The 12,372-nt window shown below is 64.4% G+C and carries 12 protein-coding genes; 5 read left to right on the top strand and 7 right to left on the bottom strand.

The window, feature by feature from the left end; genetic code table 11:
* Positions 1-150: 150 nt before the first annotated feature.
* Positions 151-756, top strand: a complete 606-nt coding sequence (locus AC1D2L_RS00520; protein WP_476843863.1) for a cupin domain-containing protein — start codon at positions 151-153, stop codon at positions 754-756.
* Positions 757-907: 151 nt separating this feature from the next.
* Positions 908-1,708, top strand: a complete 801-nt coding sequence (locus tag AC1D2L_RS00525; RefSeq protein ID WP_476843864.1) for a class I SAM-dependent methyltransferase — start codon at positions 908-910, stop codon at positions 1,706-1,708.
* Positions 1,709-2,197: 489 nt separating this feature from the next.
* Here AC1D2L_RS00525 and guaA read toward each other — a convergent pair whose 3' ends face one another.
* Together guaA and AC1D2L_RS00535 are read right to left on the bottom strand one after the other, a co-directional pair.
* On the bottom strand, positions 2,198-3,763 hold the full coding sequence (gene guaA, locus AC1D2L_RS00530) for a glutamine-hydrolyzing GMP synthase (protein ID WP_476843865.1): 1,566 nt from the start codon (positions 3,761-3,763) through the stop codon (positions 2,198-2,200).
* A 43-nt stretch (positions 3,764-3,806) separates the two neighbouring features.
* Positions 3,807-5,111 carry an RsmB/NOP family class I SAM-dependent RNA methyltransferase gene (locus tag AC1D2L_RS00535; RefSeq protein ID WP_476843866.1) on the bottom strand — a complete coding sequence of 435 codons (1,305 nt, stop codon included), beginning with the start codon at positions 5,109-5,111 and terminating at the stop codon, positions 3,807-3,809.
* 110 nt (positions 5,112-5,221) lie between these two features.
* Between AC1D2L_RS00535 and AC1D2L_RS00540 the strand changes: the two genes are divergently transcribed.
* The 3 genes from AC1D2L_RS00540 (at position 5,222) to AC1D2L_RS00550 (ending at position 7,042) form a co-directional block, all read left to right on the top strand.
* A complete protein-coding gene (locus AC1D2L_RS00540; RefSeq protein WP_476843867.1) occupies positions 5,222-5,401 on the top strand; it encodes a hypothetical protein in 180 nt (59 codons plus the stop codon).
* 202 nt (positions 5,402-5,603) lie between these two features.
* A complete protein-coding gene (locus AC1D2L_RS00545) occupies positions 5,604-5,747 on the top strand; it encodes a hypothetical protein (RefSeq protein WP_476843868.1) in 144 nt (47 codons plus the stop codon).
* Between the two features lie 125 nt (positions 5,748-5,872).
* Positions 5,873-7,042 (top strand): glycerophosphodiester phosphodiesterase, encoded by a 1,170-nt coding sequence (locus AC1D2L_RS00550; RefSeq protein ID WP_476843869.1) that lies wholly within the window; start codon positions 5,873-5,875, stop codon positions 7,040-7,042.
* Positions 7,043-7,233: 191 nt separating this feature from the next.
* On the opposite strand, the gene AC1D2L_RS00555 is transcribed toward AC1D2L_RS00550, so the two are convergent.
* From AC1D2L_RS00555 to AC1D2L_RS00575, 5 genes are all read right to left on the bottom strand, one after another.
* Positions 7,234-7,503, bottom strand: coding sequence for a hypothetical protein (locus AC1D2L_RS00555; protein WP_476843870.1), 270 nt, complete (start codon positions 7,501-7,503; stop codon positions 7,234-7,236).
* A 238-nt stretch (positions 7,504-7,741) separates the two neighbouring features.
* Positions 7,742-8,458, bottom strand: a complete 717-nt coding sequence (locus tag AC1D2L_RS00560) for an amino acid ABC transporter ATP-binding protein (RefSeq protein WP_476844640.1) — start codon at positions 8,456-8,458, stop codon at positions 7,742-7,744.
* Positions 8,459-8,553: 95 nt separating this feature from the next.
* The gene (locus AC1D2L_RS00565) at positions 8,554-9,933 is read right to left on the bottom strand and encodes an amino acid ABC transporter permease (protein ID WP_476843871.1); all 1,380 of its coding nucleotides are present in this window, start codon (positions 9,931-9,933) and stop codon (positions 8,554-8,556) included.
* Between the two features lie 10 nt (positions 9,934-9,943).
* A complete protein-coding gene (locus AC1D2L_RS00570) occupies positions 9,944-11,137 on the bottom strand; it encodes an amino acid ABC transporter permease (protein ID WP_476843872.1) in 1,194 nt (397 codons plus the stop codon).
* A 145-nt stretch (positions 11,138-11,282) separates the two neighbouring features.
* Positions 11,283-12,308: an amino acid ABC transporter substrate-binding protein gene (locus tag AC1D2L_RS00575; protein WP_476843873.1), complete on the bottom strand. Its 1,026-nt coding sequence runs from the start codon at positions 12,306-12,308 to the stop codon at positions 11,283-11,285.
* Positions 12,309-12,372: the final 64 nt, after the last annotated feature.

Here is a 12,372-nt window from a genome sequence, read left to right on the forward strand (position 1 = left end):
CAGACTCTAATCCTCGAACGCGCGTTGCCAAGCGCATTTTCGGGAGGATTTCGGTCCGCTTTCGTGACGCGGTTCCGTGATCTCCGCATCGTCCACGTCAACGGCGCATGGGCACGGCCCGGCGTCGTGGCAACCGCAAAGGAGATGCCGATGTCACCGTCCACCTTTCGCCGGCGGCTTACGATCCTGCTGCCGCTCGCAATCTTCGCCTTCATCCAGCCCGCGAGTTCGCAGCCGAAATTCGAGATCAAACCCGTGGCCGAAATCAAGCTGAAACGCCTGCCCGAAGGGCCGCTCTACTGGCGAGTCGAGACCCTCCCGACATTGGCGGCCGCGAAAGCAGCTGCGAGCGAATCCTCGATCGCTGCCGAGGTCTCGGGCAAGGCCTGGTTGTTCACGCTCGCGCAGAAAGGCGGTGCGACGCCCCATGCGACGAAGGTCACCGAGATCGGCCCTGTTTCGGTGATCGCGGCCCCGGAATATCTGCTCCGGATCAACCAGGCGGGCGGCCCGCCGGGCACCAAGACCCCTGTGCACTCACATCCGGGCTCCGAGGCTTTCTACGTGCTGACCGGGCGCCTGGGGATGAGGACCAGCCATGGTGTCATGCATGCCGATGCCGGCAAGACGATGAACGGTGGCCATGCGGACATGGCGATGGAGGTCTTCAGCGCAGGCACAACCGATCTCGACCAGATCGTGTTGTTCCTTGTCGATGCGACCCGGCCGTTCTCCTCCCCCGCGACGTTCGACTGAGCCCCGGAGCCACACACGGCCTCGGTCGGGCGCGCGGTTTCTGCGCTCGAGCGAGGTTGCCTCACCGGGGGCCCATCGACCTGATGGCTTGGCCGTTTCTCTGTCGGGGAGTAGCATCCGGCGATGTTAGGAGGCTGGCAAGGAGGCTGATATGACCTCATGCTTCACTGTCCATGACGCGTCTGGCTACGAACAGCTTATGGGCCGCTGGAGCCGGCGGCTGGCTCCGCTCTTCGTTGATTTCGCGGGTGTCGCCGATGGCGACAAGGTTCTCGATGTCGGCTGTGGCACCGGCAGCCTGACCTTCACCCTGGCCGGGATGGCCGGCCTCGCCGAGATCGCGGCGATCGACTACTCGCCTGTCTTCGTCGAGGCGGCGAGCCGCCGCAACAGCGACCCGCGTATCCATATCAGCCAAGCGGATGCGTGCGAGCTTCCCTTCGCTGATGGAAGTTTCGACCGCGCCTTCGCGCTACTCGTACTCCATTTCGTTCCGCAGGCAGGCAAGGCCGTCGCCGAGATGCGCCGCGTGGTGCGGTCCGGCGGCACAGTCGCCGCCGCCGTGTGGGATCATCTCGGCGGCATGCCGGGCATGCGGATGACGATCGATACGGTCGCGGCACTGAGCGAGGGCGGCCGCCAGTTGCGCAACCACTACAACTTCCAGCCGATGACCCAGCCGGATGAAATGAAGCGCAGCTTCGTCGAGCAGGGCCTCCAAGGCGTCACGGGCACCGAGTTGATGATCCGAATGGAATACCGGGACTTCGACGACTACTGGGCCCCCATCGCCGCAGGCGAAGGACCGCTTGGAAAGTTCATCGCAACACTGGACGCGGCCGAGACGCAGCGAACCGGCCGGGCGGTGCGGGACGCCTATGAAGCGGGCCGGCCGGATGGTCCACGATCTTTCGTCAGCGTCGCCTGGGCTTGCCGCGGAACCGTTCCGTGATCGGGGATGCCGCGCTCCCTGTCGATGTGAAACGCGCAGAAGTGCGGGGCCAGGCTGGCAGGCCGATGTCAAATTGACACCAGGGCGTCCTTGATCCAGTCCGCCCGGCAAGGCCCGAACGTCGAGCTGCAGAGTCCCCAGGCCGGGCAACCGGACGACCTCTGCGGAGTCGAAAAGGGGCTGACTGCCAGTAGAAGGATGATCCTGGGGCCTCGTGCCGTGCTCGCCCTGCTGGCAGTCAATTTCGGATCAGGCTGATGGGGCCAAGACCGCACCGGGCTCGTTCACAGCCTTGGCGTCATCATCGCCCGGTAGAGCGCCGGCAGAATGGGCGGCCCCGGTGGGAGTCAACGGTCCAACCCCGCCGTCGCTCGTCACGCTCACATTGCCTACATCCGGCATGCTGGAACGAAAAAGCCCGGGCAAGCCCGGGCTTCTTTGTACCACGTCAGCGGGAGGTGGCCTCTCCAGCGAAACGAGGCTAGCGCCTCATTCCCACTCGATTGTGCCGGGCGGCTTGCTGGTCACGTCGTAGACGACGCGGTTGATGCCCTTGACCTCGTTGATGATGCGGGTCGCGGTGCGGCCAAGGAAGGCCATGTCGTAGGGGTAGAAATCGGCTGTCATGCCGTCGACCGAGGTCACGGCGCGCAGGGCGCAGACATGGTCGTAGGTACGGTGGTCGCCCATCACGCCGACGGTCTTCACCGGCAGCAGCACCGCAAAAGCCTGCCAGATCACGTCGTAGAGGCCCGCCTTGCGGATCTCGTCGAGATAGATCGCGTCGGCCTTGCGCAGGATGTCGAGCTTTTCCTTGGTGATCTCACCGGGGCAGCGGATCGCGAGGCCGGGGCCCGGGAAGGGATGGCGGCCGACAAAGGCTTCCGGCAAGCCGAGCTCGCGACCGAGCACGCGGACTTCGTCCTTGAAGAGCTCGCGCAGCGGCTCCACGAGCTTCATCTTCATGCGCTCGGGCAGGCCGCCGACATTGTGGTGCGACTTGATCGTCACCGAGGGGCCGCCGCTGAACGAGACGCTCTCGATCACGTCGGGATAAAGCGTGCCCTGCGCCAGAAAATCGGCGCCGCCGAGCTTGCGGGCCTCCTCGTCGAACACCTCGATGAAGAGGCGGCCAATGGTCTTGCGCTTGGCTTCCGGGTCGGCGCCGCACTTGGCGAGCTCGGTGAGGAAAAGCTCTTCGGCTTCAACGTGAACCAGCGGGATGTTGTAGCTGTCGCGGAACAGCTCCACGACCTGCACGGCTTCGGCCTCGCGCATCAGGCCGTGGTCGACGAAGACGCAGGTGAGCTGGTCGCCGATCGCCTCATGGATGAGGACCGCAGCCACGGCCGAGTCGACGCCGCCCGACAGACCGCAAATCACGCGGCCGGTGCCGACCTGGTCCTTGATCTTCTTCTGCATCTCGGCGCGATAGGCCGACATGCTCCAGTCCGGCTTGCAGCCGCAGATCTCGACCACGAAGTTGCGTAGCAACTTGCCACCATCGGGCGTGTGCACGACCTCGGGGTGGAACATGGTCGTGTAGCGCCGGCTCTCCTCGTCCGTCGCGACCGCGAAGGGCGCGTTTTCCGAGGTCGCCTTGACCGAGAAGCCCTTGGGCAACTGCGTGACACGGTCGCCATGGCTCATCCAGACCGGGTGGCGCGAGCCCTTCTCCCACACCCCGGCGAAGAGCGCCGAGGGAGCGACGATCTCGACATCGGCGCGGCCGAATTCGGCGGCGTGCCCGCCCTCGACCTTGCCGCCGAGCTGATGAGCCATGGTCTGCTGGCCATAGCAGATGCCCATCAGCGGGATGCCGGCGCCGAAGACGGCCTCGGGAGCGCGCGGGCTGCCCTCGTCGGGGACCGATGCGGGGCCACCGGAGAAGATCACGCCCTTCGGCTGCAGCCGTTCGAACGCCTCAGCCGCAGACTGGAACGGAGCGATCTCGCAATAGACGCCAATCTCGCGGACGCGCCGCGCGATCAGCTGCGTGACCTGCGAGCCGAAGTCGATGATGAGAATGGAGTCGTGAATGTTTTCGGTTGTCATCGCGCTCGGTTAATGGATCACGCGCGAGCGCGCAACGCTCCGCTCACGATTCCGCCAAGCGCTCCACGCAAGCGAGGTAGAAACCATCGGTTCCAGTGCGGCGCGGCGAGAGCTGCAGGCCGTGGATCGTCGCGCACAGCGCCAAGCCCGCAAAACCGTCGCCAGCGCCTCCGAGCACGTCCGCGACCGGAACGACCCTGAAGTTGGGGTGCTTCGCCAGGAAGCCTTCCAAGGCCGCGTCATTCTCGTCGGGCAGCATCGAGCAGGTGATGTAGGCGATGCGGCCGCCTGCCTTCACCAGCTTCGCCGCGCGCGCCAGCACCTCGGCCTGATCCTTGACCCGCTCGGCGAGCGCGCCGGGACGCACACGCCACTTCGCATCGGGATTGCGGCGCCAGGTGCCCGAGCCCGTGCAGGGCGCATCGACCAGCACGAGATCGACCTGTCCGGCGAGATCGCTCAGGGGCTCATGGCCGCGCGAGCGGGGTATGCGGATCTCGACATTCGTCGCGCCCGAGCGCGCCAGACGCTCATGCAATGGCGCGAGGCGACGGCTGTCGAGGTCGGTGGCGAACAGGCGGCCCTCATTGGCCATGAGCGCGGCGAGAGCGAGCGTCTTACCCCCTGCCCCGGCGCAGAGATCGACGACGGTCTGGCCGGGCCGTGCGCCCGCCAGGATCGTCACGAGTTGCGAGCCTTCGTCCTGGACCTCAAAGCCGCCGGCGAAGAAGCCGGGCTCGGTCTGCAACGACGGTCCGCGCCCATCGGGGCCGGGCTGGAAGCGCAGCGCATCCGGCGACAGGGCACCGGCCTCCGGTGCGAGATGCTCGAGATCCTGCAGCAGGGTGTCGCGGTTCGTCTTCAGGCGGTTGGCGCGGATGTCGATCGGCGCGCGATCGGCCAGGGCCCGCCCCTCTTCGATCGCCTCCCGGCCGAAGCCGGCCGCGAAAGCCGGCCAGAGCCATTCGGGAACATCCGCCAGCACCCAATCCGGCGAGCCGTCGAGCGAGAAGGCGGTCAGGCGCTCGCGCTCCTCGTCGGTCAGTGGCGACGGCGCGTGGTTCTCTCCCGAGCACAGGGAGGAAATCTCGGCGACGTCCATCGCGCGCAGATGCGCGAGCATGCCCAGCACCAGCGCGCGCGGCGTCTCGGACGCCATCGCGTAGGCCGAGGACGAGCGCACCCGCAGCGCGTCATAGACCAGCGTCGCCACAGCCGCACGATCCTTGGAACCGGCGAAGCGGCGCGACAGGCCCCAGTCCTTGAGCGCGTCGGAGGCGGGCCGGCGGCGCTGGATGAGATCTTCAAGCACCTCGATGGCGGCGCTGATGCGAGCGGCTGGCGTCATGTCATGGTTCCGGTCGGGCGCCACGTCACGTGACACAATTTCGGCGATCTGATGCCACATCTTGCCACGCAGGGCGACACCACATCGACTGCTGTCGGGAGTTCCTTGCCATGAAAGCCCTGATTTCGATCACCTTTGCCGTGCTGGCGGCCGTTTTGGTCAGTGGCTGCGTCGAAAATGACACCATGCATGTCGGCTCGATCCTGAGCCCGCCATCGGCCTCCGCCACGGCCTCTGCCACCGACGATACCGCAGCGGCCCGAAAATACATGGAGACACGCACCTTCTGAGTCGCGGGACGCGCCGATCTGACCGCGCGACCGCCTGATGGCGCTGCCGCGCGGCAAGACGATCGATCACATCTCCGCGAATACCGTGCGTTGCTCAACACATGAGCAAAGAGGCTGGCAGGGAAAGCACCAGCTTGACCTAACGATCAGGCTGGCAGAAAGACGGTTTCCGTATGCCCCTCCGGCAATAAGGTCCCTATTCATGCTCCGCGCCAGCCAAATCGTCGTTGCAAGCCTGCTCGCCATCTCTCTCGCCGCCTGCGCGACGCAAGCTCCCGACCTGACGCCGCCGCCCGCCAAGCGCCTCGACGCCAAGTCCACGCTCGAGGGCGCCCCGCGCCGCTGAGGCCTCGCCTTCGCTGCGGACGGTCGGCGATCCCTCGCCGCATCCGCAGCCGATAGGTCACCAGGCTGTCATGGGGTATGATCAAGGTCGCGCCGAAATCGATGCAACCTTGGATCGGACAGGCCATGAAGACGACTCTCCTTTCGACTACCGCTTTGCTCGCGTGCCTGGCCGGCACCGCTCTCTCCGATCCGGCGTCGGCCCAGACGGCGGTGCCAACGCTTTCCGGCCAGAAGGCTCTGATCGTCGCGCATCGCGGCGCCAGCGGGTACCGGCCCGAGCACACCATCGAGGGCTACAAGCTCGCAATCGAGATGGGCGCGGACTTCATCGAGCCCGATCTGGTTTCCACCAAGGACGGCGTCCTGATCGTGCGCCACGAGCCGATGCTCAGCGGCACGACAGACGTCGCAGACAAGCCCGAATTCGCCAGCCGAAAGCGCGTGCGCAAGATCGACGGCGTCGATACCGATGACTGGTTCGCCGGCGATTTCACCTTGGCGGAAATCAAGACGCTGCGCGCCAAGCAGGCATTTGCCGATCGCGACCAATCGCATAACGGCAAGTATCTGATCCCGACCTTTCAGGAGGTGATCGACCTCGCCAAGACCGAAAGCACCCGCACCGGGCGCACCATCGGTATTTACCCCGAGACCAAGCACCCGATCTTCCACGCCGCGATCGGGCTTGCGCTCGAGGACCGGCTGCTCGACGTACTCAAGGCTGCCGGTTGGACCGAGAAAACCGCGCCTGTCGTGATCCAGAGCTTTGAGACAGCCAATCTGAAATATCTGCGTAACAGGACGCAGTTGCGCCTCGTCCAGCTCGTCGATGGCGATGGTGTCGACAAGGATGGCAAGGTCACGCTCGCGGCGCCCTTCGACCGTCCCTATGACTTCGCGGTGACCGGTGACAAGCGGACCTTCCAGGACATGGTCTCTGCCGACGGCCTCAAGGAGATCGCGACCTACGCGGACGGCATCGGTCCCTGGAAGCCGTATATCCTGGCCGGCAAGCAGGTCATCGGTACGGACGGCAAGCCACAGGATCTGAACAAGGACGGTGTGATCGACGAGCGCGACCGCGTTCTCGGGGAGCCGACCGACGTGGTCAAGAACGCCCATGCCGCCGGGCTTGTGGTGTTCACCTGGACGTTTCGCAGCGAGCCCAAGCGCCTGACCTCCGATTTCAAGAATGATCCGGCAGCCGAATACAAGGCGTTCCTGGCGCTTGGTATCGACGGCCTGTTCTCGGATTTTCCTGACCAGGCCGTGAAGGCGCGCGACGGCAAGTAGGTTTTACGCCGTCGGCACGTCGGCCAGTCGGTGATCGCTTAACGGCGATAACGCCGCGCCAAATTCAACAATCCGCGCGGCGGATCGGCCAGCATGACGTTGCAGTTGAGCAGCGATTGCCAAAATATCAAGAAAAAGCCCGTTTCGCGTGACGCGAAACGGGCTCAATCTGTTGGTCGGATCATGCCCGATCAGTCGCAAACGCGCTCGGTACGGCGGATTTCGCCACGGGGCGTTTCGCGGGTGGTCGTGATGGTACGGCAGTCGCCACGATCCCGAACGCGGTAGTAGCGGTCCCGATCGCGGGCGCGGTCCTCGCGGCGTATCTCCCGGTCGACGGCTCGTTCACGCGGCGAGCGCGGATCAACCTCCACACCTCCGGGGCCGACACTGATCGATTGCGCGTAGGCGCCGCCAGTCGTGATGAGGGCGGCCAGTAAAGCGGGAATGAAAGGCTTCATGGTGGGTTCCTCCAATCTGGCGGAGAAACCCGTTATGGCCAGCATTGTTCCAGCGCCGCCCAACTCATCAATGCGTTACTTGGCGGTGAAGCCCAGGAACATGCCTGTTCTCAAGGCGATAGTTGGCACAGACAGCAGCCCGATTTTCTCATCATCGGGCCGGGTCACCGCGACCCGCGCGGCCATGCGTGGTGACCGGGAGCGTCGCGTTATCGCCGCCCCCGGGCTACTGGGAGCTTCAGTGCAGGATTTGGCTCAGGAAGAGCTTGGTGCGCTCGTGCTGCGGGTTCTTGAAGAAGGCATTCGGCTCGTTCATCTCGACGATCTGGCCGGCATCCATGAAGATCACGCGGTCGGCGACCTGACGGGCAAAGCCCATTTCGTGCGTGACGCAGAGCATGGTCATGCCTTCGTCGGCGAGCGAGACCATCGTGTCGAGCACCTCCTTGACCATCTCCGGATCGAGCGCCGAGGTCGGCTCGTCGAACAGCATGATCTTGGGGCTCATGCAGAGCGAGCGCGCAATCGCCACGCGCTGCTGCTGGCCGCCCGAGAGCTGGCCCGGGTACTTGTGGGCCTGCTCGGGTATCTTGACGCGCGTCAGATAGTGCATCGCGATCTCTTCAGCGTCCTTCTTGGGCATCTTGCGAACCCAGATCGGCGCCAGCGTCAGATTGTCCAGGATCGTCAGATGCGGGAACAGGTTGAAGTGCTGGAACACCATGCCGACGTCGCGGCGGATTTCGTCGATCTTCTTGAGGTCGTTGGTCAGTTCGGTGCCGTCAACGATGATCTGGCCCTTCTGGTGCTCTTCCAGACGGTTGATGCAGCGGATCATCGTCGACTTGCCCGAGCCCGAGGGGCCGCAGATCACGAGCTTCTCGCCGCGCTCGACCTTGAGGTTGATGTCGCGCAGGACGTGGAACTCGCCGTACCATTTGTTGACGCCGATCATCTCGACGGCGGTCGGGGTGTTCAGCGAGGTCACCTTCAAGGCGCTGGGACGGCTCGCGGCGGTGGTCTGTGCCATGGTCATGATTGATAGTCCCCTTAACGCTTTTGACCGGCGGCGAGCCGCTTCTCGACCGAGATCGAGTAGCGCGACATACCCCAGCAGCACAAGAAATAGAAGATTGCGGCGAAGGCATAGCCTGTCGCGCGGGTGGTCGGCGTCGCCCAGGTCGGATCGACGAGCGTCGCCTCGATGGTGCGCAGGAAGTCGAAGATGCCGACGATCGTGACCAGCGTCGTGTCCTTGAACAACCCGATGAAGGTGTTGACGATGCCCGGGATGACGATGCGCAGCGCCTGCGGCAGGATGATCAGCCGCATCATCTGCCAGTAGCCGAGCCCGAGCGACATCGCGCCCTCGTACTGGCCCTTCGGAATGGCCTGCAGGCCACCACGAATGACCTCCGCCATGTAGGCCGCCGCAAAGAGTGCGACGCCGATCAGCGGCCGCAGCAGGCGGTCAGGCGAATATTCCTGAGGCACGAAGAGCGGCAGCATGGTGTTGGCCATGAACAGCACCGTGATCAACGGCACGCCGCGCACGATCTCGATGAACACCACCGAGAGCAGCTGGATGATCGGCAGCTTCGAGCGCCGGCCGAGCGCCAGCACCACACCGAGCGGCAGCGAGAACACGATGCCGACCGCCGCGATCAGGAAGGTCACCATCATGCCGCCCCAGAGCCCGGTGTCGACGCGGGGGAGACTTGCGGTGTCGGCCAGGATTGCGATCAAGCCGAAGACGACGAGCGAGAGCAGCAGCAGGCGCTTGGGTCGATGGAAGCGCTGCCACGGCGGCAGGGCCTCCTCGACCGCCAGGAAGGCCGGCCCGAGCCAGAAGCGCGCCAGCCCAGGAGCGAAGGAGAGCACGAGGTAGACCACCATCAGCGCGATGGTGATCAGGATGAGCCAGCGCAGGAAACCTTCGGCGGTGGCGCCGCCGAGGAGGAGCACATAGGCGCTGATCGGCAGCAGCACGAAGAAGTAGAAGAACCCGACCTTCTTCAGCGGCACCCTTTCCCACAGCAGCCAGACGACGCCGAGCGCGAACATTGCGAAGACGATGTTGACGCGCCAGCGCTGCGGGATCGGATAGGAGCCATAGACGAAGTACTGGAAACGGTCGGCGATATAGGCCCAGCAGGCGCCGACCGGACGGCCGACCTTGTCCGCCAGGCAGGCATCGCGGTTGGTGCCGCTCCAGACCGCGTCGATGAAGTAGAACTTCACCAGTTCCGGCACGGTGGTCACGACGAAATAGACGCAGACCAGCGTCATCAACGTGTTCACCGGCCCGGAAAACAGGTTGGCGCGGATCCAGGCGACGGGCCCCGCGACGGATAGCGGCGGCGTCTCCTGCTGCAGCGTCTCCTTGCGGACGAAGGCGAATTTGGCGTTCTCGAGTGTTGCGTCGGTCATCGTGGCGCCCTCACCGTTCCACCAGCGCCATGCGCTTGTTGTAGATATTCATGATGAAGGAGGTGACGAGCGAGATGGTGAGATAGACCGCCATGGTGATGGCGACGACCTCGACCGCCTGCCCGGTCTGGTTCAGCACCGTGCCGGTGAAGACCTGGACGAGATCGGGATAACCGATCGCGACGGCAAGCGAGGAGTTCTTGGTCAGGTTGAGGTAGTTCGACGTCAACGGCGGGATGATCACGCGCATCGCCTGCGGGATGACCACAAGCTTCAGCGTCGGCCCGGCACGCAATCCGAGCGCGTTGGCGGCCTCGGTCTGCCCCCTCGACACGGCGAGAATGCCGGCGCGCACGACCTCGGCGATGAAGCCCGCTGTGTAGGTCGTCAGACCCAGCAGCAGCGCCACGAACTCGGGGAAGATCTGGATGCCGCCGCGCAGGTTGAAGCCGGCGAGCTCGGGATAGACGAAGGAAACAGGGCGGCCGGTCGCGAAATAGACCAGCAGCGGCAGGCCGATGATCAGGCCCAGCGCGGACCAGCCAATCGGGTACTGCCGGCCTGTCGCCGCCTGCTGCTTGTGCGCCCAGGCGCGGAACGCCAGCCAGACCACGATGCCGATGACGAACGCCCAGATGATCAACCCGCCATTCGGGCCGAGGTGCGGATCAGGCAGATACAGGCCGCGATTGTTGAGCAGCGCGCCGGCGGGAAGGGAGATGGAGTCGCGCGGGTTCGGCAGCGGCTTCAGGACCGCGTTGTACCAGAAGAACAGCTGCAGAAGCAGCGGCAGGTTGCGGATGACCTCGACATAGATCATCGCGAGCTTGGACAGGACCCAGTTTGGCGAGAGCCTTGCGACGCCGACGAAAAAGCCGAGGAAGGTCGAGAGCACAATGCCGATCGCGGCGACCAGCAGGGTGTTCAGCAGGCCCACATAGAAGGCCTCGCCATAGGTCGAGCCCGAGGCGCTGAAGGGAATGAGCTTCTGATTGACGTCGAAGCCCGCAGCGTTGTGCCAGAAGCCGAAGCCGGAGGCGATCTTCTGGGCGCGCAGGTTCTCGATGGCGTTTGAGGCCGCCGAACAGATCAGGAAGCCGACGATCGCAAGCAACGCGAACTGATAGACATAGCCCCTGATCTTGGGATCGTAGAGCAGCGAGGCTTTGCCCGGCTGCACTGTCTCGGTCGGAATTGTCGACACTTGTACGCCCTTCTTGTCGTCTGGTTCAGCCGACGATCCGACGGTGGCCGTTCAGGCTCTGAGCCGGAGGTCGCGTCTTCGTCTGAGTGCGATCCAAAAAACCCTGTGGCGCAAGCCCGCGAGCTTGCGCCACAGAACGCTTAGTTCAGCGGATCGGGGGAGCGTATTGCAGGCCGCCTTTTGTCCACAGCGCGTTTTGGCCGCGCGCGATCTTCAGCAGCGAGCCGGTGCCGACATTGCGCTCGAAGGATTCGCCGTAGTTTCCGACATGCTTGATGATGCGATAGGCCCAATCATTGGTCAGCCCGATCGCCTCGCCGTACTTGCCCTCGGTGCCGACCAGACGCTTGATCTCCGGGTTGTCGGATTTCAGCATCTCATCGACATTGGCCTTGGTGATGCCGAGTTCCTCGGCATTCAGCATGGCGTTGTGCGTCCATTTGACGATGTCGAGCCAGGTGTCGTCGCCATGGCGCACCGCCGGTCCGAGCGGCTCCTTGGAGATGATCTCGGGCAGGACGATATGGTCGGCAGGCACGCCCAGCTTCAAACGCTCGGCATAGAGGCCCGAGGAGTCCGTCGTGAAGGCATCGCAGCGACCGGCCTCATAGGCCTTGATCGTCTCGTCGGCGCTCGCAAAGGCCACGACTTCGTACTTCAGCTTGTTTGACCGGAAGAAGTCCGCGAGGTTGAGTTCGGTCGTGGTGCCCTGCTGCGTGCAGACGGAAGCGCCGGCAAGCTTCAGCGCGGAATCGACGCCGAGCTTCTTGCGGACCATGAAGCCCTGGCCGTCATAGTAGTTCACGCCTGCGAAGTTCAGGCCGAGCGAGGTGTCGCGCGACATGGTCCAGGTGGTGTTGCGCGACAACAGATCGACCTCGCCGGATTGCAGCGCGGTGAACCGATCCTTCGACGAAAGCGGGATGTACTTGACCTTCATGGGGTCGTTGAAGACCGCCGCCGCAATGCCCTTGCAGAGATCGACATCGAGGCCGCTCCACACGCCTTGGGCATCAGGGATACCGAAACCGGCCAGGCCGGGACCGACGCCACAGGTCAGCACGCCCTTGCTCTTGATCTGGGCGAGCAGCCCCCCCGTCTGTGCCTCGGCACTGCCGACGCCGACCGACGTTGCTGCAGCGACGAGCGCTGCGGCGAATAGCTTCTTCATTTTTTCTTTTCCCCTGTTTGGCGGAACGGGTTCATGCCCGTTCTCGTAACCTCTGCAAGTCCCG

It is taken from the genome of Allobosea sp. P1_B10, from assembly GCF_056406735.1.

What these genes read in the sequence shown, in the direction of transcription:
- AC1D2L_RS00520 (WP_476843863.1), top strand. Translation starts at nt 151, where the DNA reads ATGTCACCGTCCACCTTTCGCCGGCGGCTTACGATCCTGCTGCCGCTC.
- AC1D2L_RS00525 (WP_476843864.1), top strand. Translation starts at nt 908, where the DNA reads ATGACCTCATGCTTCACTGTCCATGACGCGTCTGGCTACGAACAGCTT.
- guaA (WP_476843865.1), bottom strand. Translation starts at nt 3,763, where the DNA reads ATGACAACCGAAAACATTCACGACTCCATTCTCATCATCGACTTCGGC.
- AC1D2L_RS00535 (WP_476843866.1), bottom strand. Translation starts at nt 5,111, where the DNA reads ATGACGCCAGCCGCTCGCATCAGCGCCGCCATCGAGGTGCTTGAAGAT.
- AC1D2L_RS00540 (WP_476843867.1), top strand. Translation starts at nt 5,222, where the DNA reads ATGAAAGCCCTGATTTCGATCACCTTTGCCGTGCTGGCGGCCGTTTTG.
- AC1D2L_RS00545 (WP_476843868.1), top strand. Translation starts at nt 5,604, where the DNA reads ATGCTCCGCGCCAGCCAAATCGTCGTTGCAAGCCTGCTCGCCATCTCT.
- AC1D2L_RS00550 (WP_476843869.1), top strand. Translation starts at nt 5,873, where the DNA reads ATGAAGACGACTCTCCTTTCGACTACCGCTTTGCTCGCGTGCCTGGCC.
- AC1D2L_RS00555 (WP_476843870.1), bottom strand. Translation starts at nt 7,503, where the DNA reads ATGAAGCCTTTCATTCCCGCTTTACTGGCCGCCCTCATCACGACTGGC.
- AC1D2L_RS00560 (WP_476844640.1), bottom strand. Translation starts at nt 8,458, where the DNA reads ATGATCGGCGTCAACAAATGGTACGGCGAGTTCCACGTCCTGCGCGAC.
- AC1D2L_RS00565 (WP_476843871.1), bottom strand. Translation starts at nt 9,933, where the DNA reads ATGACCGACGCAACACTCGAGAACGCCAAATTCGCCTTCGTCCGCAAG.
- AC1D2L_RS00575 (WP_476843873.1), bottom strand. Translation starts at nt 12,308, where the DNA reads ATGAAGAAGCTATTCGCCGCAGCGCTCGTCGCTGCAGCAACGTCGGTC.